Genomic DNA, 23,983 nt, shown 5'->3' on the forward strand with positions numbered 1-23,983 from the left:
GCGAGGACTAGATCGGCTCGAGCATCTCGGTGAGCGCCAGCACCGCCGTCCACGTCCGCCCCGTGATCCGCGTGCCGAGGGTCTTCTCAACCAGGCTGGTGGTCAGTTTCGAGCCGCCGACGCCGTCGGGATAGATCGCATAGATCTGGCGGCTTTCGGCCCGCGCCTGCTCGGTCCCGCGAATAGCCGCGCGCAGGGCGCCCATGGCCTTCTTGTCGGGGGTGTCCTTGCAGAACAGAGTCATCAGCCAGCCCGGATCGGCCGCCGCGAAGTCCGGGAACGGGTTGGCCGCGACCAGGGCCCGCCAGGCCTCGGCGGTGCGGACATAGACATCGGTGCGCAGGCCCAGGCGCGCCATCAGCTCGGTTTCGATCTGGGTCTGAAGTTCCGCGCCGGTGCGCTCGCCGCTCTCGAACACCAGGTCGCCGACCTTGGGGCCCATGCGGACTTCGGTGTGGCCGAGATCGGTCAACAGGCCGGTCAGCTCGTCGGCGGTGATCAGACGACCACCGGCGGCGTTGACGCCGCGTAGCAGGGCGATGTGAAGAGACATGGTCGAGCCTTTCGAACGAGGCGGCTGTGTAAGCCCTGCGCGGGCCGCCGTCGCGGGGGATTTGAGGCCGGCGCTTCGTGCTCGACGCGTTCAGACGAGCTTTTCGATCAGGAATCGCGCGCCCAGCCGCAGGCCGATCTCATCGATGCTGTGTCCCAGGCCGGGCGAGACATGCGCGGCCACCTCGAAGTCGAGCGCCTTGAGGCCGGCTTCGGCCTGGTGAAGGGCGGCGACTGGCAGGACCTCGTCGCGGTCGCCATGCACCAGCAGCACCGGAGGCTTGGTCACGACCTCAGCGGCCAGGGCCTCGGGATCGGCGAGCATTCCCGAAAAGCCGATGATCCCAGCCAGGGCTTTGGTGCGCCGCGGGCCAACATGGAGGGCCATCATCGCGCCCTGGCTGAATCCTACCAGGGCGAGCCTGTCCTCGGTCAGGCCATGGGCCGCCAGCTGGGCGTCGATATAGGCGTTCAAGGCCGGAGCTGACGTGCGCACCCCGGAGGCTCGCGCCTGTGACGTCAGGCTGGTGAGGGGCCACCACTGGCGGCCGTAAGGCACGCCGTCGCAGGGTTGGGGCGCGTCGGGCGACAGGAAAAGGGTATCGGGCAGGGCCTGGGCCCAATAGGGCGCGAGGTCGATCAGGTCAGCCCCATTCGATCCGTAGCCGTGCAGGAAGATCACCAGGGACTTGGGCGCGCCACCCGAGGCGGGGGCGAGGCCAGGGCCGTCGAGCATGAGGCTGTCAGTCACGCCGGTCCTCAACAATGAAGGCGGGGAGGGATGAGCGGGAGCCTAGGCAAAAGCGATCGAGACCGAAAGTGTCCGTGTCCGACATGGGATCGACAGGACCTTCGGGCAATCTTTTGAAACAAACCAAGAGGCCTTCGGGAACGCCGAGGAGCAGGGCGCCGTTGAGTTTGCCCGACTGTAGCGCTTGGCCGCTACGGATCGCGTGAGGGCTGGACATGGGGCGCAGCAGAGCCGTGCTGGCAGGACTGAAGATACCGCGTTGGACAAGGCGGCTCGATTTCGCGCGCCTGCTCGAATGGGCTTCGCGCCTGGGCTACGCTGCGCGCGGCGTGGTCTATCTTGGTCTCGGCGCGATCGTCCTGCTGGCCGCCGCCGACGTGCTGCCCAAGGCGCGCGGGGCCAAGGCCATGTTGGCGGCCTGGGCCGATTGGCCTCTTGGCCTGGTCCTGGTGGCGCTCGTCGCGGTCGGCCTCCTAGGTTTTGCGACCTGGCGGGCGTTGCAGGCGGTGTTCGATGCCGACCGCCATGGGACAACGCCCAAGGCCATCGCCGTGCGGATCGGCCAAGCCGTCAGCGGCCTGATCTACGGCGGCCTTGGCCTCTGGGCGCTGGAACTGCTGGACGAGGTCGAGGATGTCGGCGAGGCGGACGAAGAACAGGCCGCCCACGGTGCGGCGGCCGCCATCCTGGCGCTGCCCTACGGCGATATTCTCCTGCTGCTCGCGGGGGCGGGGCTGATTGGCGTCGGGCTGGGCAATGTCATCCAGGGCCTGAAGCAGGATTTCGCCAAGCGACTGTCGTGCGACGACAAGGTGTGCCGCTGGGTCGTGCCCATGGCCAAGATCGGCTACGGCGCGAGAGGCTTGGCGACCTTGCCGGCGGGCGCCTTCCTGATCGAGGCGGGGCTGGACGCGCGCAGCAGCGACGCCCGCAGCTGGGGCGGAGCGCTGCAGGCGGTTGAGAGCCAGCCGTTCGGCTCCTGGGTGCTGGCTCTTGTGGCCATGGGCCTCGTCGCCTTCGGCCTGTTCGGGTTCGTGGAGGCGGCCTTCCGACATATCCGTCCGGCCGAGGCGCTGCCCTGATGGCCAAGGATCGCATCGAACGCGCCAAGGGCGCCGCGCGCGAGGCTCTGGCCGTGCGGCCGGCCAAGCGCGGACCCGTCCTTGTCCGGACGCGCAATCTCAAGATGGCGCGCTCGGCCCATGCCTATGTCCGGGGCAGCACGGTCAAATTCTACGAGTGGCTGGAGGGGCGTCAGACCAGCCTTCCGGCTGGTCCGCCAGTCTGGATCTGCGGCGACTGCCATCTGGGCAATCTCGGGCCTCTGGCCAACGCCAAGGGCCAGGTCGACATCCAGATCCGCGATCTCGACCAGACCGTGATCGGCAATCCGGCGCACGACCTGATCCGCCTGGGCCTGTCGCTGGCCTCGGCCGCGCGCGGTTCGGACCTGCCCGGCGTCATCACCGCCCAGATGCTGGAGGCGATGGTCGAGGGTTACGAGGACGCGCTGGCGGGCGATTTCGATATCGAGGCGCCGCATCCGCCGATGATCGGGGCGGTCGTGCGCGAAGCCGAGCGACGGGCCTGGAAGCACCTGGCCGGCGAGCGCCTGAGCGGCGTACGGCCAGAGATTCCGATTGGCCGCCGCTTCTGGCCCATCACGCGCACCGAGCGCCACGAGATCGAAGCGATCTGCCAGAGCGATGCGGTGCGAGATCTGGTCACCAGCCTCAAGTCGCGAGGCCGCAAGGACGACATTCGCCTCCTGGACGCCGCCTATTGGGTCAAGGGCTGCAGCTCGCTGGGCCGCCTGCGCTTCGCCGTTCTGCTGGAAGTCGATGGCGGGGACCGCGCGCCCGACATCTGCTTCCTGGACATCAAGGAGGCGATCAAGGCCGCCGCGCCGCGCGACCCCAAGGCCGCCATGCCGCGCGACAATGCCGAACGGGTCGTGGCCGGGGCGCTGGCCCTGTCGCCCAACCTCGGACAGCGCATGGCGGCGGGGCGCCTCCTGGACAAGGCCGTCTTCGTGCGCGAGCTGATGCCGCAAGACATGAAGCTGGAGATCGTCGGTCTGTCGCCGGTTGAAGCGATGGACGCCGCCAAATCCTTGGCCCGGGTCGTTGGTCACGCCCATGGCCGGCAGATGGACGAGGCGACACGCAAGGCCTGGATCGCGGACCTGGCCCGCAACCGTTCCGGCGCGCTCGATGCCCCTTCATGGCTCTGGTCCAGCGTCGTGGACCTGACCGCCGTGCACGAGGCGGCTTACTTGGAACACTGCCGCCGCTACGCCTTGGCGCTCGTACCGGATGGACCGCGCAAGACGCCGGCCTAGTGACGCTGGAGGTTCAAGGCTCGCAGGCGCTTGTGGATGTCGGTCGCGGCGATCGCCGCCTCGGCCGCGGCCACGGCGATCTGATTGAGGCCTCGCACCACGTCGCCGGCGGCGTAGAGCCCTTCGATCGAGGTTTCCTGGTGCGCGTTGACCAGGAGATTGCCATCGGGATCGTGCGCCGCACCCCACGAGACCGCCAGGCGGCTCTGCATCTCGCAGCCCAGCGCCAAGTAAAGGCAGTCGAAGTCTCGTCCAGAGCCGCCCGGGGAGCGAACGGTGACAGCGTCGGCGCTGACCGACAGATCGGCCATGGCGATGGACGCGACCTCGACGCCATGAGCCGCAAGCGCTTGGCGATCGCTGAGGTTCGAGGCAGGGCCAAGATGCAGGAGGGTGACGGCCTGGGAGTAGGTGGTCAGGAACGCAGCCTCGCGCGCGCCCAGATCTCCGTCGCCCAGGACGGCGATCTTACGGTCTATGACCTCGTAGGCGTCGCAGATCGGGCACATACGCACCTTGGCCGCGCGGATGGCCGCATCGATCGCGTCCAGCTCGGGCAGACGATCGACGACGCCGGTCGCCAATAGGACGAAGCGCGCGCGCAGGGGGCGGTCATCGGGCGTGTCGAGATGAAGCTCGAAGCCGTTGGTGACCCGTGTCAGGGTTTGAGCCCTGGCCGATCGCCGCTCAGCGCCGTAGAGCGCCGCCTGCCGGCCCATGTCGTCCAGCAGCGCCCGGCCGCTGACGCCGCGTGAAAAGCCCGGCGTGTTGTGGCTTTCCGGGATCCAGTCGGCGCGCGAGGGACCTCCGTCCAGGATCAGGACCTTTCGGCGAAAGCGTCCCAGATAGGTCGCCGCCGTCAGGCCCGCAGGACCCGCGCCGACGATGATCACGTCGTAGTCGGTCGCCGCGTTCGCTGGGGTTTCTTGGCTCGAGGCTTTGGAATTTGCGATCGGCGGCATGAAGGTTCCTGGTCAGAGGCGCTCTTAAACCGTCGGGACCTCAGGCCCGTTCCGGCTGCGGCGTCTACATCCACACGTCCATGTTGAGATGTGGCTGATACTCGACGGAACCGCCCCGGCTAGCGCGGGTTTGGCCCTCGACCCGAAAGCGGGATCGAGGAGGCGACCATGGACGACGGCTTCATTACCGAGCGCGGCGAGGGCGACGAGACCCATCAGCGCGTGCCGGACGGCGGCCCGCATAGTCCGGAGGGCCACCTGACCACCAATCAGGGCATCCGGGTCTCCGACAACCAGAACCAGTTGAAGGCCGGCGCGCGGGGGCCGGTGCTGCTGGAGGACTTCGTCCTTCGCGAAAAGATCTTCCACTTCGATCACGAGCGCATTCCTGAGCGCATCGTCCACGCGCGCGGCTCGGCCGCCCACGGTTATTTCGAAGCCTATGAAGGCGCGGCCAAGCTCTCGAAGGCAGATCTGTTCCAGCGTCCCGGCGAGAAGACCCCGGTCTTCGTGCGCTTCTCCACCGTGGCCGGTGGCGCGGGCAGCGTCGACACGCCCCGCGACGTGCGCGGCTTCGCGGTGAAGTTCTACACCCAGCAGGGCAACTGGGACCTCGTGGGCAACAACATCCCGGTGTTCTTCATCCAGGACGCCATGAAGTTCCCAGACCTGGTCCACTCGGTGAAGATGGAGGCCGATCGCGGTTATCCGCAGGCCGCCAGCGCCCACGACACCTTCTGGGACTTCATCAGCCTGATGCCCGAGAGCACCCACATGATCATGTGGGCGATGAGCGACCGGACCATCCCGCGTTCTTTGCGCACCATGCAGGGCTTCGGCGTCCACACTTTCCGGCTGGTCGACGCCAAGGACAAGGTCACCTTCGTCAAGTTCCACTGGAAGCCCAAGCAGGGCGTGGCCTCGACGATCTGGGACGAGGCGGTGAAGATCGCCGGCGCCGATCCCGACTTCCAGCGCCGCGACCTGTTCGAAGCCATCCAGCGCGGCGACTTCCCCGAGTGGGAGTTGGGCGTCCAGGCCTTCGACCAGGCCTTCGCCGACAGCCTGCCGTTCGACGTGCTGGACCCGACCAAGATCATCCCGGAAGAGGTGCTGCCGGTGCAGCCGATCGGGCGGATGGTGCTGGATCGCTATCCCGACAACTTCTTCGCCGAGACCGAGCAGGTCGCCTTCTGCCCCGGCAATATCGTGCCGGGCGTCGACTTCACCGAGGATCCGCTGCTGCAGGGGCGGCTGTTTTCGTATCTCGACACCCAGAAGAGCCGGCTGGGCACGGCCAACTTCCACCAGATCCCGATCAACGCGCCCAAGTGTCCGGTGATGAACTTCCAGCGCGACGGCATGATGCAGATGCTGCAGCCCAAGGGCCGCGCCAACTACGAGCCCAACAGCCTGGCCGAAACGGCGGGCGAAGAGGGCGGTCCGCGCGAATGCCCGGTGACCGGCTTCCGGACCACCAGCGTCGGCGCCGACCTGGGCGCGGAGAAGCTGCGGGTCCGCCCCGAGAGCTTCGCCGACCACTACAGCCAGGCGCGATTGTTCTTCCGCTCGCTGGATCCGGCCGAGCAGGCGCACCTGGCCTCGGCCCTGGTGTTCGAGCTCTCCAAGGTCGGCATCGAGGCGGTGCGGACGCGGATGCTGTCCAACCTCGTCAATGTCGATCCCGATCTCGCCAAGCGGGTCGGTGCGGGCCTGAACATGCCCGTGCCCAAGGCCTCGAAGGCGGCGGTCGCCGTCCAGGACCTGGAGCTTTCGCCGGCCCTGCGGATCATCAACGGCCCGCTGGAGCCCACCGACATCAAGGGCCACGTCATCGGCGTGCTGGTGGCCGATGGCTCGGACGCCAAGGCGGTCGACAAGCTGAAGGCGGCGATCAAGAAGGCTGGCGCCGTGGCCAAGGTCATCGCGCCCAAGATCGGCGGGGCCAAGGGCGCGGACGGAACCCTGATCGCGGCCGACGGCCAATTGGCTGGCACGCCTTCGGTGACGGTCGACGCGATCGCCCTGGTGCTGTCCGAAGACGGTTGCGCGGCCCTGCTCAAGGAGGCCGCCGCCGTGCAATTCGTCATGGACGCCTTCGGCCACCTGAAGGCCATCGGCGCCACGGAGGCGGCCCAGCCCCTGCTCGCCAAGGCTGGAGTCGAGCCGGACGAAGGCGTCACCGACCTCGGCGACGATTTCATCGCGGCGGCGGCCAAGCGGTTCTGGGATCGCGAGCCGAAGGTGCGGACGCTGGCTTAAGGCCTCACGAGGCGAAGCTCGCGGTCACGCGCCGCGAGCTTCGTTCTCAGGTCCTATAGAGATCCGCATCCGGGTCGGGTTCGCCCCGGATCTCGGCCGCGACGATCTGCGAGGCGATCACCGAATAGGTGATGCCGTTGCCGCCAAAGCCCATGACGGCCCAGGTGTGATCCATGGCCTCAATAGGCCCGATGCTGGGCAGGCCCGTCGCGCTCTCGCCAAAGGCGCCGGCCCAGCCGTAGTCGATCTCGAACGTGACGTCCGGGAGCAGCCGCTGCAGCTTGCCGGTGAGGATCTCGCGCTTGCGCTTCAGCTTTGCCTTGTCCTGGTGGGCGACCGCGGAGGCTTCGTCCTCGCCCCCGACGATCAGGCGACCGTCACCGCCCATGCGCAGATAGAGATACGGATCGGACGCCTCCCAGACGAGCATGTCCCGCAGCCACGCGGGGCAGCGCTGACGGGGCTTGGAAGCCATCGCCCAGGTCGAGATGATCTCGGCCCCTGGGGTGGGGACGGTCTTGGGAAATTCGTACCCGCAGCAGAACACCACCGATTTCGCCCGCACCGCATGACCTGTGTCGGTCAGCAGCGTCACCCCGTCCGGATCGCTGACCGCCTGCAGCGCCTCGACGGGCGACCAGATCCGCGCGCCGCGTTCGTGAGCGCGCCTCAGTAGCGCTGCCGCCAGCCGGGCAGGATCGCCGCTGGCTGAGCCGCTGGAGAGGATAGCGCCGGTGCGCTCCACGCCGAACCGTTCGTGCAGGGCGGCCTTATCGAGATATTGGCTGTCCAAGCCGATCTCAGCGCGGGCCTGCGCTTCGGTCTCCAGCGCGCGATGGCCGTACGCATCGCCCGCCAGGTAGAGGGACGACTTGTCCTTCAGCCCGCAAACGATGCGCTCTTCGGCCACGATCCGCTTCAGGGCGTCCACGGCCAGGCGCGACCGGAGATAGGCTCGCCTGGCGTTCGCCGCGCCGATCTTCTTGGCGAGCGCCGTGAGCGGAAGGTCGATCTCCCATTGCAGCAGCGCCGTCGACGCCAATGTCGACCCCATGAGCGGCGGACGCCGGTCCAGCACCGCGACCGAATGATCCTTCGAGAGCTCATGCGCCATGAAGGCGCCGCTGATCCCGGCGCCGACGATGGCGACATCGACGCTGATCGCGGCCGTCAGCGCACGCACCGGCACGCCCAGGCCAGGGCTATCGGCCCAAAGCGAGCGCCCGGTGCGCAGGTCGCGCTTGATCGTGGTCCCCGTCATCAAACCCCCCTTGAACCGCAGGCAGACGCTAGAGCGCGACCTTGGCGTGGTCGCCCATCTGGGGCGCCGCGCCCGTCACCGCGGAGATGACCATCTTGGCCAGCGCCACGGCCTTGCCTGGGCTATCCCAGAGTTCGCCATTTTCGGGTGTAAGGGTCAGGAGGCGAATAGCCGGGTCGGTTGGGTCTTCCCACCAGGCCTTGTCGAAGTCGCTCCACAGCTCGGCGATCTTGGCGCGGTCGTTGGTCAGCCGGGCCGTGCCGGCGATCAAGACATACTTGTAGTGGCCGTTATCGGCCCAAGCACATGAGACGCTGGGGAAGTGTTCGACCTGACCGTTCTTGTCGCCCTCGACATCGACGAGAAAATGGATGGCGTGTTCGTCGCGGCGCACCCGAGCCGACAAGGGCCGGCTGTGTTGTTGCTCGCCATCCCAGGTCGTGAACATGCCGATGTCGATTTTTTCGACCAGCTCCCAGATGCGGTCCTCAACCTCCTGCGGCGACTTGGAATTGTCGTCGGTGCGTTCCTTGGCCATCGTGCTTCCTCCGCGATCGGACCCAGCAAACGCTTCGGGCGACCGCGCGTTGCTGAAAGCACTCGCTTGGCGTCGGAGCGTTCGAACGGGGCGCTAGGCGGAGATCCTGCGCAAGGCCGTGAACTTGGGCTCACAGGCCAGTAGCGAAAGCAGTTTTGTCAGGTCGCCGGCCTCGACGCGCCAAGCCATGTAGGTCTGCTGCGCCTCCAGTGACTCCCAGACTTCGTAGAAGGTCACCTTCTCCGGAACGCCCTCGTCGATCAAAATGTCGAACTGAATGTTGCCGGGATACGACCGGCTCATCGCCAGGTTCGCGATGGTGTAGTTCAAGAACTCCGCGAGTTTGTCCGGCTTGACTGTGAGCTCGGCCAGCATCACCAGACTATCGGCGAATTCGCGTTTCATGGCGCTCCTCCCTGCGTCGACGGCGTGTTCCGGCGCCGACAAACAAGGACTACCAAGCGGCCCTCTCGGAATATGGCAGCAGTCGCCAATCGGGCTTCGCTGTGAGCATGCTGGAGGTCTCGTGACCGAGGCCCGTTTGGGAAAGCTGAACCCAAGACCGCTCTGACTTCAGCATCGACCAATCTCTGCTGCTCGGCCATGAGCTAAGGGCGGCTTCTGGCGCTGAGTGGCCTTTCACGTTGCAACGGCTGGATCCGCGGCAAGGGTAAAATCCACCTTGGCCGGTCAGCTTTGCACGACGCGGCGCTGGCCGCGCGCAAGCGTCTCAAGCGGACGTTTGCTTACTGCAAGCTTTTGAATCTTTGCGATTTCGGGGAGTAGGTGGGGTCCAAGCAATTGTTTTTGCTTGGACCCCATGGTGCCACGACAGGGACTCGAACCCTGGACCTCAGCCTTACCAAGGATGCGCTCTACCACTGAGCTACCGCGGCGAAGAGGAGGGGCGTATAGCGAGGTGAATCGCGAACGCCAAGCCCTAAATCGCCTTGACCGCAGAACTTTGTCGCCGCACCCCGTGCGCATGCCGATCAGCGACGACAAGACGACCCGCGAAGCCAAGCTCGCCGAAGCGCTCAGAACGAACCTCCGTAAGCGGAAAGCCGCGGCCCGTGGGAGTTCTGGCGGGGATGTCGATCCCGCGACCGCCGCCGCCGAAGCCGCGCCCAAGCCGTATAACGTCGTTCGAAGCTTGCTGGGGATAAGTCACCGCGACGGAAATCGCGCCGCCCTGGCGATCGAGCTGTCGGCGCCGTTCCCCCATCCGGACGGCGAGGGCTGGGCGGTCGCGGTGCGGCTGACCGGCGACGGCGGCCAGTTCGACACCGAGCACGGCAAGGCCGCCTTCGGCCGCGATGGTCTCTCGGCGATCCGCAAGGCGCTGGACCTGGCCCAGGTCGCCCTGGACGTAGCCGGCGCCACCCACGACCTGCGATGGCCTGACGACGAGCGTCCCTACGATCTCTCCGCGCCGCTTTAGCCTGCCAATTTCGATGGGGAGCCCTTGCAACCCCTCTTGCAACGGATAGAACGCGCGGCTCACATGTGAGCCGCGCGGCGACCCCACACCCGCGCGCCCGAGGGACTTGAATGGATCGCATCGCCATCACCGGCGGCGCGCGGCTGAACGGGACGATCCCGGTCAGCGGCGCCAAGAACTCTGCCATCAAGCTGATGGCGGCCAGCCTGCTCACGGATGAGCCGCTGCGCCTGACCAATATGCCGCGCCTGGCGGATACGCGCTTCCTGGGCAAGCTGCTGTCGCGCCTGGGCGTCGAGGTCACCGAGAGTGACGGTCCCGACGGCCAGCAGACCCTGCTGCACGCCGCCGAGATCACCAGCGGCTTCGCGCCCTATGACCTGGTGCGCCAGATGCGGGCCTCGTTCAACGTGCTGGGCCCTCTGGTCGCCCGTTCGGGCCAGGCCAAGGTCTCGCTGCCGGGCGGCTGCACCATCGGCGCCCGTCCCGTCGACCTGCACCTGCAGGCGCTGGAAGCCCTGGGCGCCAAGATCGACCTGCACGAAGGCTATGTCTACGCCCAGGCCCCGCGTGGCCTGAAGGGCGCCGAGATCCACTTCCCGATCGTGTCGGTGGGCGCGACCGAACACGCCATGCTGGCCGCCGTGCTGGCCGACGGCGTCTCGGTGATCCACAACGCCGCCTGCGAGCCGGAACTGGTCGACCTGCAGGAATGCCTGAACGCCATGGGCGCCAAGGTCGAAGGCGCGGGCACGCCGACGGTGACGATCACCGGCGTCGCTCGCCTGAAGGGCGCGACCCACGCGGTGATCCCCGACCGGATCGAGATGGGCACCTACGCCGTCGCCGCCGCCATGGCCGGCGGTGAAGTGCGCCTGACCAACGCCCGTCCGGGCCTGATCGACAGCCTGCTGATCAAGCTGGAAGAGGCCGGCGCCGGCGTCGAGCACACGGCCGATGGCTGCATCATCCGCCGCAACGGTTCGCGCCTGAACGCCGTTGACATCGAGACCGCGCCGTTCCCGGGCTTCGCCACCGACCTGCAGGCGCAGTTCATGGCCCTGATGACCACCGCGAACGGCGAGAGCCGCATCCGCGAGACCATCTTCGAAAACCGCTTCATGCACGCTCCCGAGCTGATGCGCCTGGGCGCGGACATCTCGGTCTCGGGCGGCGAGGCCCGCGTGCGCGGCGTCGAGCAGTTGGAAGGCGCCGAGGTGATGGCCACCGACCTGCGCGCTTCGGTCAGCTTGGTGATCGCCGGCCTGGTCGCGCGCGGCGAGACCACGGTCAGCCGCATCTATCACCTGGACCGCGGCTTCGAGCGTCTCGAAGAGAAGCTGGGCGCTTGCGGCGCCCAGGTCCGTCGCATCAAGGGCGACGGCGAGCCGGAGCTCTAGAGTATGGCTGAAAACAAGCCCCTGCGCCTGCTGGCTCAAGACGCCGACGACCTGGGCGTGCTGTCGGCCGCCCTGCAGGACGCCGTGGCCAAGATCGGCGACATCCGCTGGGACGCGCAAGGCCGCACCCTGACGATCGCCTGCAACCGCTTCCGCTGGGAAGAGGCCAAGGCCAAGAAGGGCGAGCGCGTGCGCTCGGCCCTGCAGTTCGGCGACGTCGCCGGCGTGCAGGCCCGCAACCTGCGCCGCGACGCCAAGGGCGCGGTCGTCTCGTTGATGTCGATCGGCTTCGAGCCGGCCGAAGAGGCGCCGGCGGGCATCGTGGTCCTGACCTTCGCGGGCGGCGGCGACATGCGCGTTTCGGTCGACTGCCTGGACGTGGCTTTGGCCGATGTTTCCGACCCTTGGGCGACGCCCCGGACACCGGGGCACGCGGACTGAAATTTAGGCGCCTGCTCATCTGTTGAGCGGCGCCTTTTTTCTGATCTGTGACGGGCAGGCCTCCAGCTGAGGATTCGTCCCACGCGGTAGTGATCGCTAGGCTAATTCGCCTGAGGCGCGAGCGGTGTTAGGTTAACGCCATGCGCCCGACAGAGGCGCGCTCGTCTAGGGAGGCCCTCGATGGCCCGGAAGTCGTCCTATGCGACTGGGGAAACCCAGTCGGTTTTCTTCCGCTCGTGCGACATCACCAAACCCGAGCCGCCGGTGCTGCGCCATGGCGGGCCCTGCTTCGACTGGGGGCGGGCGACGCTGGTGGCGCTGAGCTTCGTGTTCTGCGCCGGGCTTGCGACCCTGGCCTACGCGGCGCTCGCTTAAACAACGCCCTGCCTTCCTAGGCCTTGTGCCTAGCAAGGCAAAGGCTTGGGTGGCGGCAGAGCGAACACTGTTCCGCCGATTGCCAGCGAGTGCGAACAGCCCCTAAGCTTCGCCGCATGCGCACCCCTGACAGCGACCTGTGGAACGAAGACCTGGCCCCGACCAGCGAGGCGCAGCGCACCTGGCGCTGGCAGCACTTCGCGGCGCTGTGGCTGGGCATGGTCATCTGCGTGCCGGCCTACATGCTGGCCTCGGGCCTGATCGAGCAGGGCATGTCGGCGGGGCAGGCGGTGGCGACCGTGCTGCTGGGCAATCTGGTCGTGCTGGTCCCGATGCTGTTGATCGGCCACGCCGGCGCGCGCTGGGGTGTGCCCTATGCCGTGCTGGCGCGCTCGTCGTTCGGCTGGAAGGGCGCGCGGGTCCCGGCCGTGGCGCGGGCCGTTGTCGCCTGCGGCTGGTACGGCATCCAGACCTGGATCGGCGGCGGCGCGCTGCTGACCCTGCTGGGCGTGATCGTCGGCAGGAAGCTGGAGGGCGCGCCGCTGCCCTTGCTGGGCATTGGCCTTGGCCAATTGCTGGCCTTCTTCGCCTTCTGGGCCATCCAGCTTTTGTTCGTCACCAAGGGCCTGACGGCGGTGCGCAAGCTGGAGACCTGGACCGCGCCGATCAAGATCCTGATCTGCGGCCTGATGGTCTGGTGGGCGGTCAGCAAGGCCGGCGGCCTGGGTCCCATCTTCCACCAGCCCTCGGCCTTCGTCGACGGGGGCGCCAAGGCCGGTCAGTTCTGGAGCGTGTTCGCGCCCGCCCTGACGGCCATGGTCGGGTTCTGGGCGACGCTGGCCCTGAACATCCCCGACTTCACGCGGTTCGCCAAAACGCAATCGGACCAGATCATCGGCCAGGCCGTGGGCCTGCCGGCGCCGATGGGCCTGCTGGCCCTGGTCAGTGTCGTGACGACCTCGGCCACGGTGATCGTGTTCGGCAAGGCGATCTGGGACCCGGTGCAGCTGGCCGGCGACATCGGCGGCATCGCCGTGGTCGTGGGCTTGCTGATCATCAGCTTGGACACTGTCTGCTGCAACATCGCCGCCAACCTGGTCGGGCCGGCCTATGACTTCTCGGCCCTGTGGCCCAGCAAGATCACCTACCGCATCGGCGGCTGGATCACGGCCGGCATCGGCGTGTTGATCATGCCCTGGAAGCTCCTGGAGACCACCCAGGGCTACATCTTCACCTGGCTGGTCGGCTACGGCGCGCTGCTAGGACCGATCGCGGGGATCCTGATTGTCGACTACTGGATCGTGCGGAAGGCAGAGCTGGTTGTGGACGACCTCTACGCCAAGGACGGGGCCTATGCGTACCGGGGCGGCTGGAACCCGGCGGCGATCGTGGCCCTGGTGCTGGGCGTGCTGCCGAACCTGCCGGGCTTCCTGGCGGCGGCCGCGCCGCACCTGTTCGCGGGTGTCGGGGCGTTCTGGACGGGGCTCTACACCTATGCCTGGTTCGTGGGCCTGGCGATCGCGGCGACAGTGTACGGGGTGATGATGCGGGGACGCCCTTAGGCTTTCTGACTTGCTTGCCGCCGCAAAAACCGCATTTAGACCCCATGCGCCGCTTCTCTTTCACCGCCCCGGATTTCCAGGCCGCCTTCAAGGCCTTTCTCGACGAGCGTCGCGGCTCGCCGGCTGATGTCGACGCCGCCGCCGCGGAAGTGCTGGAAGCCGTGAAGACCCATGGGCTCGAGGCGCTGCTCGACTACAGCCGCAAGTTCGACAAGGTCGAGCTGACCGCCGAGACGATCCGGGTCACGCCTGAGGAGATCGAGCAGGGCTGGGCCGACACGCCCGCCGACGTGCGCGAGGCCATCGCCTTCGCCGCCGCCCGCATCCGCGCCTATCACAGCCGCCAGCGGCCGGCCGACCAGGCCTGGACCGACGAGGCCGGCGTCGAGCTGGGCTGGCGCTGGACGCCGCTGGAGGCCGTGGGCGTCTATGTCCCCGGCGGCCGCGCGGCCTATCCCTCGACGGTGCTGATGAACGCCGTGCCCGCCCAGGTGGCCGGCGTCGACCGCATCGCCATGGTCACCCCGCCCGGCAAGCTGCAGCCCGCCGTGCTGGCGGCCGCCAAGGAAGCCGGCGTGACCGAGATCTGGCGTGTGGGCGGGGCCCAGGCCGTCGCCGCGCTCGCCTACGGGGCAGGCCCCATCCAGCCGGTCGATAAGATCGTCGGCCCCGGCAACGCCTATGTCACCGCCGCCAAGCGCCGGCTGTACGGCGTGGTCGGCATCGACGCCCTGGCCGGTCCGTCCGAGATCGTGGTGGTCGCCGACAACAAGAACAATCCCGACTGGATCGCCGCCGACCTGCTCAGCCAGGCCGAGCACGACCCAGCCGCCCAGTCGATCCTGATCACCGACGACGAGGCCTTCGCCGCCGCCGTCGAGGCCGCCGTGATCGAGCGCCTCAAGACCCTGGCCACCGGCGAGGACGCCGCCGCCTCGTGGCGCGACCACGGCGCGGTGATCATCGCGCCGCTGGACGAGAGCCCGGCCCTGGTCGACGCCATCGCCCCCGAGCACGTCGAGTTCGCCCTCGACAATCCGGAAGCCTTGTCAGACCGCGTGCGCCACGCCGGCGCGATCTTCCTGGGCCGGGTGACGCCGGAAGCCATCGGCGACTATGTGGCCGGCTCCAACCACGTGCTGCCGACCAGCCGCGCGGCGCGCTTCCAGTCGGGCCTGTCGATCTACGACTTCATCAAGCGCACCTCGATCGTGAAGTGCGACACGGCCTCGTTCGGCATCCTGGGACCGCACACCGTGGCGTTGGCCAAGGCCGAGGGGCTGCCCGCCCACGCCTTGTCGGCGTCCATACGGTTGCCTTCGGCCGACTGACGCGCGAACCTTTGCGCAGATGAGCACCGACGACCGCGCCAGCCACAGCATCAAGTCGATCGAGATCGACGAGGACAGCCTCGCGGCTGCGTCGCGCGACCAGGAGCAGGAGCGCCAGGTCGCGATCTTCGATCTCCTGGAAGCCAACTATTTCGAACCGGCCGAGGCGAGCGGCGGGCCCTACGACATCCGCCTGTCGCTGATCGAGAACCGCCTGGCCTTCGACATCAAGGGACCGGCTTACGAACGCCGCCACCTGCTGTCGCTGTCACCCTTCCGAGGGGTGATCAAAGACTATTTCATGATCTGCGACAGCTACTACTCGGCGATCCGCAACTCGACGCCGCAGCAGATCGAGGCCTTGGACATGGGCCGGCGCGGCCTGCACAACGAGGGCTCGAGCCTCCTGCGCGAGCGGCTGGAGGGCAAGGTCAAGACCGACCTGGACACCGCCCGCCGCCTCTTCACCCTGATCTGCGCGCTGCACTGGCGGGGCTGAGTCGGTGACGGACGCGTTGCCCGATGCGGTGCTGTTCACCTGCAACTACAACCGCGTGCGCTCGCCGATGGCCGAGGGGCTGTTCAAGCGTTTCTACGGCACACGGGCCTTCGTCGATTCGTGCGGGCTGAAGCCGGATCCGGCGGGGGAGGGGATCGACCCCTTCGTCGTCGTGGTCATGGACGAGCTGGGCCTGGACGTCTCGGACCACAAGCCCAAGACCTTCGTCGAACTGGAGGATGACAGCTTCGACGTCGTCGTCTCCCTGACTCCCGAGGCTCAGCACCGAGCGGTGGAGCTGTCGCGCGATCGCGCGGTCGAGATCGAGTACTGGCCTACCCACGACCCCACCCTCCAGGATGGCTCACGCGAGGCCCGACTTGAGGCGTACAGGGAGGTTCGCGACACCCTGGCCGAGGCCATCAAGCGACGTTTCGGCGCGCCATCGACGTTTGGGGGGTGAATGCGTTATAGAGGCGCCTCGCCGCGAAGGGCCTCGTCCTGACTCACCCGTCAGGCGTACCCTCGCGGCTATACGATTCGCTCCATTGAGAGGCCTGATGGCTAAGGAAGAACTGCTCGAGTTTCCCGGTACGGTCAGCGAACTGCTGCCGAACGCCACCTTCCGGGTGACCCTCGAGAACGCACACGAGATCATCGCCCACACCGCCGGCAAGATGCGCAAGAACCGCATCCGCGTGCTGGCCGGCGACAAGGTCCTGGTCGAGATGACCCCCTACGACCTGACCAAGGGCCGTATCACCTACCGCTTCAAGTAAGCGCGTATGGTTGTGCAGACGGCCGCCCGGCCGGCGCTGGTGCTGGCCAGCGCGAGCCCGCGGCGCCTGGACCTGCTGGCCCAGGTCGGCGTTACGCCCGACCGGGTCGACCCCGCCGACATCGACGAATCTCCGTTGCGCGACGAGACCCCGCGCCGCCATGCCCTGCGCCTGGCGCAGGAGAAGGCGCGCGCCGTCGCCGCCCGCGCGTCGGGCGACTTTGTCCTGGCCGCCGACACGGTGGTGGCCGTCGGCCGGCGCATCCTGCCCAAGGCCGAAACGCAGGCCGATGTCCTCTACTGCCTGAAGCTGCTGTCGGGCCGGACCCACAAGGTTCTGACCGGCGTGGCCCTGATCGCCCCGGACGGCCGCGAATCCTCGCGTCTGGTCGAGACCAAGGTCGGCTTCAAGCGCCTGTCCGACGCCGAGCGCGACGCCTATGTCGCTAGCGGCCAGTGGCAGGGCAAGGCAGGCGGCTACGGCGTCCAGGGCCTGGCTGGCGGCTTCATCACCGAGTTGCAAGGCTCCTATCCCAGCGTCGTCGGCCTGCCGCTCTATGAGACGCTGAACCTGCTGACGGGCCTGGGGTATCGGCCATGAACGCCAAGACCGAGTATACCAAGACCGTGAAGGTCCCCGCCGAGCGCCGGGCGTACCTCTACAAGGGCGTCGGCGAGACGGTCGGGGTCGTGACCCTGGATGGCCGTCCCGAGCGCCTGTTGGTCTCCTGGCCCTCGGACGACCCGCTGGACGCCGAGGGCGTGCGCGGGGTGGCCCGCATCAAGACGATCGAGAAGGCCTTCGCCTCGGCCTTCGTGGCCCTGCCGGGCGGCCAGGACGTGCTGCTGCCTATCCGGCCCGACATGCCCAAGCTGGTCGAGGGCGGGCTGGTCGAGATCGAGATCAAGACCGCCTCGCGCCTGGGCAAGGCCGCCGTGGCCCGCTTCGTCGCCGAGGGGACGGGCGAGCCGCGCGTCATAGAGGCCGCGCCGACCCTGGAGGCGCTCCTGCGTCACCATGTGAAGGCCGGATCGCCCACGACGGGGGACAAGGCCCTCCTGGCCGTCGAGGAGGCCGAGGCCGACGCCCTGGCGATCGTCTTCGCCCTGCCGGGCGGCGGTGACATCGCCGTGGAGCCCACCCGCGCCCTGACGACTGTCGATGTCGACCTGGGCGCGCGTGAGGCGACCGATTCGAAGCGCGCCTCGCGCCAGGCCAACATGGCCGCCCTGAGCGTCGCCGCGCGCGTGCTGCGCCTCAAAGGCCTGGGGGGAATCATCGTCTTCGACCTGGTGGGGCGCGGCCATGACGGCCAGGCCCTGACCACGGCCGCCCGCAACGCCTTCGCCCAGGACAATCCGGGCGTGGGAATCGGGGCGATCAGCAAGTTCGGGACGCTGGAAATGATCGTCCCGCGCCGCGCGGCGCCGATTCTCGACCGGTTGCTGGCTCAGAATGGGTCTGCGAATCCCCGCTATGTGGCGCGCCGTCTCGCAAGAGCGCTGGAGCGCGAGGGCAGGGCGGACCCAGGCGGTCGCCTGACGGCCCGCTGCGCCCCGGTCGTCGCGCAAGCCTTCGCGGCCGAACTGGACGCCGGCGTCGCCGAGCGCCTGGGTCGCCGCTTTGTCGTAGAATCTCAGTCGGGCTGGCCCGACGACCGTATCGAGGTGTCCGCCGCATGAGCACGGGCTGCGCTATCTGCGGCAAGCCGGTCGAAACCGCCTTCCGCCCCTTCTGTTCCAAGCGTTGCTCGGACGTGGACCTCCAGCGCTGGCTGAGCGGTCGCTATGTCGTTCCAGGGACCGACGAGGACGACGAAAATCCTCTGTCTGGAGACATCCACAGGGAATGAAAAAGGGCGCTGGACATCCCGTTCGGCCTCACTTATAGACCCGGCTCCTCGCTGCTAGCGAGGTCGCCGAAGCGGTTTCGACCGCCGAACGCAAGATGCCTGAGTAGCTCAGTTGGTAGAGCAGCGGATTGAAAATCCGCGTGTCACTGGTTCGAATCCGGTCTCAGGCACCACTCTCTCTTCCTTTTCCGATCTGGAAGCCGAGCGCATTTTCGGACGCCCTGAAGCCAGGTCGTCCGCGTCGTCGTTTTTCCGTCATGAGGGCGGTTGACCGTTCGGCCCGCGGCCCCATCTGCCAAGACAGCGGGCGCCTTTCTTCATCGACCAGCGTTTTGTTGCTTTGCTGCGGTGCAGCATGGTTTTTCTCGTTGTCAGGGAAAAACCGCCCCTTTTTCCAGAAAACTCTTTTGTGCGGCGCGGTAATGGGCGGGGGCATGGGCCGTCTACGACGATTTTGTGCCCACACGAGCCCCTTGACGGTGCGAAAAGGGGTTGCCAAAGGACCACAGCCGCAATTCTAACATTGCGGTAAGACCGGAGCCCCAAAAGGGCGTCGGTTGCCCGCGCTTCGAAACGATCCTTCTGGAGGCCTGGTCCTCGTGAGGGGCGTAACGGGTCGAGCGCAGCGAAGCGGGTCCGCCAGGTTTGGGAGAGCAATCGACCTCCAGGTGGGCTATTCAGAGTTAGGGTGGAGACGCTCTCGCGCGACGACCCTCGGTCCAAACGTGCTAGACCAATCAGGAACTGGCGAAAGATGCTCGACATTAAACGGAAGACCCCCCTCATCGCTCTCGTTGGCGCTATCGCGCTGATGGCGAGCGCCCCGGCTTTCGCCCAAGACGCCGCGGCTCCGGCCCCCGCGACTTCGGAAGCCGCCGCCCCCGCTCCGGCCGCTGACGCCGCCGCTGCTGCCCCGGCTCCGGAAGCCGCTCCCGCCGAAGAAGGCGGCGAGAAGAAAGCTGGCCACTCGCTGACCCCGGTCGGCATGTTCCTGGCCGCCGGCGCCGTCGTTAAGGTCGTCATGATCGGCCTGCTCCTGGCCTCGGTCTTCTCGTGGGTTCTGCTGCTCACCAAGATTTTCGAGTTCGCTGGCCTGAACAAGCAATCGGACAAGTTCCTGGAAGCCTTCCGCGGCGCTCGCTCGATCGCTGACATCGCGCGCATCAGCTCGTCGGAAGAGTTCGAAGGCAACCCGATGGCCGACATGGCCGCCGCTGCCTCGCAGGAAGTCGAACTGTCGCGTCAAGCTGGTCTGGCTGTCGCCGGCGAGCACCGTGACTCGACGCTGGCTCGCGCCACCTACGCCATCAACGCGGTGCAAGCCTCGCTGGCCAAGCGCCTGTCGGGCGGCATGGTGTTCCTGGCCTCGGTCGGTTCGGCTGGTCCGTTCATCGGTCTGTTCGGTACGGTTTACGGCATCATGACGTCGTTCATCGGCATCGCGAACACCAACACGACCAACCTGGCCGTCGTCGCGCCGGGTATCGCTGAAGCTCTGCTGGCCACCGGTATCGGCCTCTTCGCCGCTATCCCGGCCGTTATCTTCTACAACTACTTCCAGACCCGCATCTCGGGTTACGGCACCCGCTCGGAAGGCTTCGTTGCTGAACTGATGAACGCCATCTCGCGTCAGCTCGACAAGGGGGCGTAACACCCATGGCCGCCAAACTCTCAGGCGGTGGGGGCGACAGGTTCAGCGTCGAACAGAACAGCGAGATCAACGTTACGCCCTTCGTGGACGTTATGCTGGTCCTCCTGATCATCTTCATGGTGGCGGCTCCGCTCGCCTCCGTGTCGATCGAAGTGAACCTGCCCGCGGCGGTGGCGAAAGCAACTCCCAACCCGCCGAAGCCGGTCTATATCTCGATCAAGTCGACGGGGCAGCTCTATATCGGTGACAACCAGACCTCCATCGAAGAGATGGGTCAGGACATCGTCAAAGGTATGGGCCGACGCGATCCGTCTAAGGAGCGCATCTTCATCCGGGCCGACGAAAAGGTTCGCTACGGGGCTTTCATGGAGGTGATGAACACCCTCCAGGATAACGGCTTCTACAGCGTGGCTCTCGTTGGACGGGATGATAGCTAAGTAGGGGTGCTGCATGGCTGAACAACAAACGCCCGAGCATCGCCACTACGATCCGCTCACCTCTGACGGCCCGCGTCGCAAAAAGGGTATGGGGCCGTTCGGCGTCGCCCTGGTCGTAGTCTGCGGTCTGCACGCGCTCCTCTTCGCCTACCTGGCGAAGCAGAAGTTCGAAGCGGTGTTCCAGGAGTATTCGGACGAAGCTGTGGATGTGGAGCTGCCTCCGCCTCCGCCGCCGCCTCCGCCGCCTCCGCCGCCGCCGCCGCCGACCAATGAACCGCCGCCGCCTCCGGCCGTGGTGCAGCCGCGTCCCCCGGTGGCTCCGCCGCCGGACGTGACGCCGCCGCCGCCGCTGCCGATCCCGCCCGTTGAAAAGCGGGTCGAGACGACGGCTCCGCCGGTGATCTCCGCCGTGCCGCCGGTGCCGACGAACCCGCCGGCTCGCGCTTCGGTCATCACGCGCCCTGACTGGGCTCGTAAGCCGAGCGGTGACGACATGGCCCGGTACTATCCGGACCGTGCTCAACGGATGGAAGTCTCTGGTCGCGCGACGATCTCGTGCACCGTGACGGCCAAGGGTACCCTGGAGAGCTGCTCTGTAGTCTCCGAGAACCCTGCGGACATGGGCTTCGGCGACGCTGCCCTGCGTCTGTCGCGCCTGTTCCGGATGAAGCCCAAAACCCTCGACGGCGCGCCCGTCGACGGTGGTCAGGTGACCGTCCCGCTGGTGTTCCAAGTCCCGCAATAGGGCCTGGATCCAGGCGAAAGCTAAGAGACGCCCCGGAGTTTCGGCTCCGGGGCGTTTTCTTTGGAAAATGCCCCGGCGTGAGCGCATGCGGTTTTGCTTGGAAAACGCCTAGGCGGAACCCGCGCGTTTTCCTGTGAAAATAGCGTGTTTCGACGCTTGATCCGGGGAGCGCGTCCGACTAAAGACACTCCCTCGCGATGCGCCGCCTTAGCTCAGTTGGTTAGAGCGCCGGTTTGTGGAACCGGAGGTCCTCAGTTCAAGCCTGAGAGGCGGTACCATCGTCACCTAAAGGCCCGGGGTTCGCCCCGGGCCTTTTGCGTTCTGGTCACCCCCGAGTTCTATTCGCCCCTGCGTTTTGTCGCATGGTCGACCCTTGCCTCCAAAATGTCATCGGTGTGGGATCGAACGGTTCCGCTTCGCGTTGAGAATCCCATGGGGGAACAGGCGTATGGTTTTGGGTTTCCCGCCCAGTGCCCCGGTGCGCAAGCCCGGTTGGCGTACGTGGTCGTCGTGGCTCTTCACGGCGACGGTCTTCGCATGCGCGTTCGCTGGCGCGGCCCAGGCGGGCGAGCAGGAGCCCGGCTACGCCCTGAAGGCCGGTTACCTGGCCAAGTTCACCCCCTTTGTTGACTGGCCCGAGGAAGCGTTCGAGGCGCCCGGCAGCCCGTTCCGGCTGTGCGTCGGCGGCCGTGATCCGTTCGGCGGCGCCATCGACCGCGTGGCCGGCGCCCTGCATGTCGGCGACCATCCCGTGATCGTCATGCGCCTGCCAATCGTGGCCAAGGGCGCGGGCTGCCACCTGCTGTTCCTCAGCGCCTCTCGCCAGCAGACGCCGCAGCAGATGCTGGCCGTGGTGGCCGGCAAGCCGGTCCTGACCGTGGCGGACGAGGAGCTGGAGGCGCCGGGCGCCATCGTCCAGTTCGTGATCGTCGACAGCCGCCTGCGCTTTTCGATTCGCGCCGACGCCGCCCAGGCGGCCGGCCTGACCCTGAGTTCCAAGCTGCTGGCGCTGTCGGCGCAGCCGCGCGAGGGGGGCAAATGACCGCACCGGCCGCGCGACCGGGCTGGCGGCCCGCCCTGACCGTGTCGATGGCCATCGCCCTGGCCGTGGCCATCGTCGCGGCCGCCTTCGGCATGGCCGCCTATAACGAGCACCTGGGCCAGCAGGAGCGCCATCGCCAGGCCGAGGTGCAGCTCCGTATCCTGGCCGGCAGCATGGCCGCGCCCTTGGCCTTCGACGACCGCTCTGCGGCCCGCGAATATGTCGGAGCCCAGAGCTCCAACCCCGATGTCGAGGCGGTCGCCGCCTACGACATGCAAGGCGGGCTGACCGCCAGCTTCACCCGTCCCGGCGCGCCGCCGCCGCCGGCCCGCAACACCCTGGGACCGCCCCGCCTGGACGGCGCCCGCTTGGTCCTGACCTCGCCGGTGACCGAGGGAGAGACGGTGCTGGGCTCGGTCTATCTGCGCTCGGTGCTGGAATCGCCGTCCCGCCGGGCGATGCGCTATGCGGGTTTCGCGCTACTGATCGTCATGGCCGCCCTGTTGGTGGCCGTGCTGGGCGCCAGCAACGCCCGCGAGGTCGTGACCAACCGCAAGCTCCAGGCCGAGATCCGCGAGCGCGAAAAGGCCGAGGAGGCCCTGCGTCAGTCGCAGAAGATGGAGGCCATGGGCCAGCTGACCGGCGGCGTGGCCCACGACTTCAACAACCTGCTGATGGTCGCCTCCAGCGGTATCGACCTCTTGGACCGCACCACCGACCCCGCGCGCCGCGAGCGCCTGCGCCAGGGCGTGCGCCAGGCCATCGATCGCGGCGCCAGCCTGACCCAGCAACTGCTGGCCTTCTCGCGCCGCACGCCGCTGAAGCCCGAGGTGGTGGATATCGCCACCCGCCTGGCCGGCATGCACGCCCTGCTGGACCGCTCCCTACGTGAGGACGTCAAGGTCGAGATCAACCTGCCGCCCGACCTGTGGCGCATCGAGGTCGACGCCTCGCAGCTGGAGGTGGCGGTGCTGAACATCGCCATCAACGCCCGCGACGCCATGCCCGATGGCGGCACGATCACCATCGAGGCCCGCAACGAACCCTCCGGCCGTCCGGACGGGGCAGGGGACACCATCCGCTTGGCCATTCGCGACACCGGCCCCGGCGTCGCGCCCGAGATGCTGACCCGGCTCTTTGAACCGTTTTTCACGACGAAGGCCGTCGGCAAGGGCACGGGCTTGGGCCTATCGCAGGTCTACGGCTTCGCCCGCGCTTCGGGCGGCGAGGCGGGCGTCGAGAGCAAGCTGGGCGAGGGCGCCACGATCTGGCTGCGCATCCCGCGCTCGACCAAGGCCTTGGCCGCCGAGCCCGCCGCCATCGCCCCGCGCAAGGCCGGTCCGATCGGCCGCTACCGCATCCTGCTGGTCGAGGACGACGACAGCGTCGCCCAGCTGGTCGAGGAGATGCTGCGCGAACTGGGCTACGAGGTGGTCCGCGCCGGCGAGGCCTTGGCCGCCCTGGAGGTGCTGCGCAAGGACGGCGCCTTCGACCTGGTGTTCAGCGACATGGTCATGCCGGGCGACGTCGGTGGCCTGGACCTGGCGCGCGACATCTCGCGCCTGCGCCCCAGCCTTCCGGTGATCCTGACCACCGGCTACAGCGCCGCCGCCGCCGCCGCGACCAACGAGGGCCGCCGGGTGCTGATCAAGCCCTACCGCATCGAAGCCCTGGCGACGGAGCTGGATACGGCGCTGACGGGCCAGCAGCGAGCCAGCTAGGGTGTAGGAACCCTCGGGAGCGCGGATCGGTTGGAGTCAT

At 67.6% G+C, this 23,983-nt stretch carries 27 protein-coding genes and 3 tRNA genes; 22 read left to right on the top strand and 8 right to left on the bottom strand.

The features are described from left to right. Positions 1–7 precede the first annotated feature (7 nt). Together AC1RR5_RS10120 and AC1RR5_RS10125 are read right to left on the bottom strand one after the other, a co-directional pair. Entirely contained in the window at positions 8–553 is a 546-nt protein-coding gene (locus AC1RR5_RS10120) for a DUF1697 domain-containing protein (RefSeq protein WP_492921257.1), read from the bottom strand. 90 nt (positions 554–643) lie between these two features. Continuing rightward, positions 644–1,303 carry an alpha/beta hydrolase gene (locus AC1RR5_RS10125; RefSeq protein WP_492921258.1) on the bottom strand — a complete coding sequence of 220 codons (660 nt, stop codon included), beginning with the start codon at positions 1,301–1,303 and terminating at the stop codon, positions 644–646. A gap of 215 nt (positions 1,304–1,518) precedes the next feature. Between AC1RR5_RS10125 and AC1RR5_RS10130 the strand changes: the two genes are divergently transcribed. Together AC1RR5_RS10130 and AC1RR5_RS10135 are read left to right on the top strand one after the other, a co-directional pair. After that, complete coding sequence (locus tag AC1RR5_RS10130) at positions 1,519–2,385, top strand: DUF1206 domain-containing protein (RefSeq protein WP_492921259.1); 867 nt, start codon at positions 1,519–1,521, stop codon at positions 2,383–2,385. Then, positions 2,385–3,644: a DUF2252 family protein gene (locus AC1RR5_RS10135; RefSeq protein WP_492921260.1), complete on the top strand. Its 1,260-nt coding sequence runs from the start codon at positions 2,385–2,387 to the stop codon at positions 3,642–3,644. Before AC1RR5_RS10130 ends, AC1RR5_RS10135 begins: the two co-directional genes overlap by 1 nt. Here AC1RR5_RS10135 and AC1RR5_RS10140 read toward each other — a convergent pair. After that, positions 3,641–4,606 (bottom strand): NAD(P)/FAD-dependent oxidoreductase, encoded by a 966-nt coding sequence (locus tag AC1RR5_RS10140; RefSeq protein ID WP_492921262.1) that lies wholly within the window; start codon positions 4,604–4,606, stop codon positions 3,641–3,643. The genes AC1RR5_RS10135 and AC1RR5_RS10140 overlap by 4 nt on opposite strands. Positions 4,607–4,774: 168 nt before the next feature. Here AC1RR5_RS10140 and AC1RR5_RS10145 point away from each other — a divergent pair, with 168 nt between their 5' ends. Next, entirely contained in the window at positions 4,775–6,868 is a 2,094-nt protein-coding gene (locus AC1RR5_RS10145) for a catalase (protein ID WP_492921263.1), read from the top strand. Positions 6,869–6,914: 46 nt separating this feature from the next. Here AC1RR5_RS10145 and AC1RR5_RS10150 read toward each other — a convergent pair whose 3' ends face one another. The 4 genes from AC1RR5_RS10150 to AC1RR5_RS10165 all read right to left on the bottom strand — a co-directional run bounded on the left by AC1RR5_RS10150 (position 6,915) and on the right by AC1RR5_RS10165 (position 9,563). Then, entirely contained in the window at positions 6,915–8,129 is a 1,215-nt protein-coding gene (locus AC1RR5_RS10150) for an NAD(P)/FAD-dependent oxidoreductase (RefSeq protein ID WP_492921264.1), read from the bottom strand. A gap of 28 nt (positions 8,130–8,157) precedes the next feature. Beyond that, positions 8,158–8,667 carry a pyridoxamine 5'-phosphate oxidase family protein gene (locus AC1RR5_RS10155; RefSeq protein ID WP_492921265.1) on the bottom strand — a complete coding sequence of 170 codons (510 nt, stop codon included), beginning with the start codon at positions 8,665–8,667 and terminating at the stop codon, positions 8,158–8,160. Between the two features lie 93 nt (positions 8,668–8,760). After that, positions 8,761–9,072: a putative quinol monooxygenase gene (locus AC1RR5_RS10160; RefSeq protein WP_492921266.1), complete on the bottom strand. Its 312-nt coding sequence runs from the start codon at positions 9,070–9,072 to the stop codon at positions 8,761–8,763. Positions 9,073–9,488: 416 nt separating this feature from the next. Further along, positions 9,489–9,563, bottom strand: a tRNA-Thr gene (locus AC1RR5_RS10165). Between the two features lie 89 nt (positions 9,564–9,652). On the opposite strand from AC1RR5_RS10165, the gene AC1RR5_RS10170 reads away from it, so the two are divergent. From AC1RR5_RS10170 to AC1RR5_RS10230, 13 genes are all read left to right on the top strand, one after another. Next, positions 9,653–10,108 (top strand): hypothetical protein, encoded by a 456-nt coding sequence (locus AC1RR5_RS10170; RefSeq protein ID WP_492921342.1) that lies wholly within the window; start codon positions 9,653–9,655, stop codon positions 10,106–10,108. A 110-nt stretch (positions 10,109–10,218) separates the two neighbouring features. Next, positions 10,219–11,508 carry a UDP-N-acetylglucosamine 1-carboxyvinyltransferase gene (gene murA / locus AC1RR5_RS10175; RefSeq protein ID WP_492921267.1) on the top strand — a complete coding sequence of 430 codons (1,290 nt, stop codon included), beginning with the start codon at positions 10,219–10,221 and terminating at the stop codon, positions 11,506–11,508. A gap of 3 nt (positions 11,509–11,511) precedes the next feature. Beyond that, positions 11,512–11,949 carry a DUF2948 family protein gene (locus AC1RR5_RS10180; RefSeq protein ID WP_492921268.1) on the top strand — a complete coding sequence of 146 codons (438 nt, stop codon included), beginning with the start codon at positions 11,512–11,514 and terminating at the stop codon, positions 11,947–11,949. A 180-nt stretch (positions 11,950–12,129) separates the two neighbouring features. Next, positions 12,130–12,324, top strand: coding sequence for a hypothetical protein (locus tag AC1RR5_RS10185; protein WP_492921269.1), 195 nt, complete (start codon positions 12,130–12,132; stop codon positions 12,322–12,324). Positions 12,325–12,440: 116 nt separating this feature from the next. Then, the gene (locus AC1RR5_RS10190) at positions 12,441–13,886 is read left to right on the top strand and encodes an NCS1 family nucleobase:cation symporter-1 (RefSeq protein WP_492921270.1); all 1,446 of its coding nucleotides are present in this window, start codon (positions 12,441–12,443) and stop codon (positions 13,884–13,886) included. 44 nt (positions 13,887–13,930) lie between these two features. Then, positions 13,931–15,217, top strand: coding sequence for a histidinol dehydrogenase (gene hisD / locus AC1RR5_RS10195; protein ID WP_492921271.1), 1,287 nt, complete (start codon positions 13,931–13,933; stop codon positions 15,215–15,217). Positions 15,218–15,236: 19 nt separating this feature from the next. Further along, positions 15,237–15,716: a UPF0262 family protein gene (locus AC1RR5_RS10200; RefSeq protein ID WP_492921273.1), complete on the top strand. Its 480-nt coding sequence runs from the start codon at positions 15,237–15,239 to the stop codon at positions 15,714–15,716. 4 nt (positions 15,717–15,720) lie between these two features. Next, entirely contained in the window at positions 15,721–16,179 is a 459-nt protein-coding gene (locus AC1RR5_RS10205; protein WP_492921274.1) for an arsenate reductase/protein-tyrosine-phosphatase family protein, read from the top strand. Positions 16,180–16,276: 97 nt separating this feature from the next. Continuing rightward, positions 16,277–16,495 (top strand): translation initiation factor IF-1, encoded by a 219-nt coding sequence (infA, locus tag AC1RR5_RS10210; protein WP_035044427.1) that lies wholly within the window; start codon positions 16,277–16,279, stop codon positions 16,493–16,495. A 6-nt stretch (positions 16,496–16,501) separates the two neighbouring features. Further along, complete coding sequence (locus tag AC1RR5_RS10215; protein ID WP_492921275.1) at positions 16,502–17,095, top strand: Maf family protein; 594 nt, start codon at positions 16,502–16,504, stop codon at positions 17,093–17,095. After that, a complete protein-coding gene (locus AC1RR5_RS10220) occupies positions 17,092–18,177 on the top strand; it encodes a ribonuclease E/G (RefSeq protein WP_492921276.1) in 1,086 nt (361 codons plus the stop codon). Before AC1RR5_RS10215 ends, AC1RR5_RS10220 begins: the two co-directional genes overlap by 4 nt. Continuing rightward, complete coding sequence (gene yacG / locus AC1RR5_RS10225) at positions 18,174–18,347, top strand: DNA gyrase inhibitor YacG (RefSeq protein WP_492921277.1); 174 nt, start codon at positions 18,174–18,176, stop codon at positions 18,345–18,347. The genes AC1RR5_RS10220 and yacG overlap by 4 nt, the downstream gene beginning before the upstream one ends. A 97-nt stretch (positions 18,348–18,444) precedes the next feature. Beyond that, positions 18,445–18,520: transfer RNA gene (locus AC1RR5_RS10230), tRNA-Phe, on the top strand. On the opposite strand, the gene AC1RR5_RS10235 is transcribed toward AC1RR5_RS10230, so the two are convergent. Then, the gene (locus AC1RR5_RS10235; RefSeq protein ID WP_492921279.1) at positions 18,511–18,783 is read right to left on the bottom strand and encodes a hypothetical protein; all 273 of its coding nucleotides are present in this window, start codon (positions 18,781–18,783) and stop codon (positions 18,511–18,513) included. The genes AC1RR5_RS10230 and AC1RR5_RS10235 overlap by 10 nt on opposite strands. A 318-nt stretch (positions 18,784–19,101) precedes the next feature. Between AC1RR5_RS10235 and AC1RR5_RS10240 the strand changes: the two genes are divergently transcribed. The 6 genes from AC1RR5_RS10240 to AC1RR5_RS10265 all read left to right on the top strand — a co-directional run bounded on the left by AC1RR5_RS10240 (position 19,102) and on the right by AC1RR5_RS10265 (position 23,943). Continuing rightward, positions 19,102–19,998 (top strand): MotA/TolQ/ExbB proton channel family protein, encoded by an 897-nt coding sequence (locus tag AC1RR5_RS10240; RefSeq protein ID WP_492921281.1) that lies wholly within the window; start codon positions 19,102–19,104, stop codon positions 19,996–19,998. 5 nt (positions 19,999–20,003) lie between these two features. Beyond that, positions 20,004–20,435 (top strand): biopolymer transporter ExbD, encoded by a 432-nt coding sequence (locus AC1RR5_RS10245; RefSeq protein WP_492921283.1) that lies wholly within the window; start codon positions 20,004–20,006, stop codon positions 20,433–20,435. Positions 20,436–20,448: 13 nt separating this feature from the next. Beyond that, a complete protein-coding gene (locus AC1RR5_RS10250) occupies positions 20,449–21,180 on the top strand; it encodes an energy transducer TonB (protein WP_492921284.1) in 732 nt (243 codons plus the stop codon). Between the two features lie 201 nt (positions 21,181–21,381). Continuing rightward, a tRNA-His gene (locus AC1RR5_RS10255) sits at positions 21,382–21,458 on the top strand. A gap of 170 nt (positions 21,459–21,628) precedes the next feature. Beyond that, positions 21,629–22,222 carry a TOL_0243 family YfiR-like periplasmic protein gene (locus AC1RR5_RS10260; protein WP_492921285.1) on the top strand — a complete coding sequence of 198 codons (594 nt, stop codon included), beginning with the start codon at positions 21,629–21,631 and terminating at the stop codon, positions 22,220–22,222. Further along, complete coding sequence (locus AC1RR5_RS10265; RefSeq protein WP_492921286.1) at positions 22,219–23,943, top strand: ATP-binding protein; 1,725 nt, start codon at positions 22,219–22,221, stop codon at positions 23,941–23,943. Before AC1RR5_RS10260 ends, AC1RR5_RS10265 begins: the two co-directional genes overlap by 4 nt. The last annotated feature ends 40 nt before the right edge of the window (positions 23,944–23,983 follow it).

The organism is Caulobacter sp. GW821-FHT11E11 (assembly GCF_058808315.1).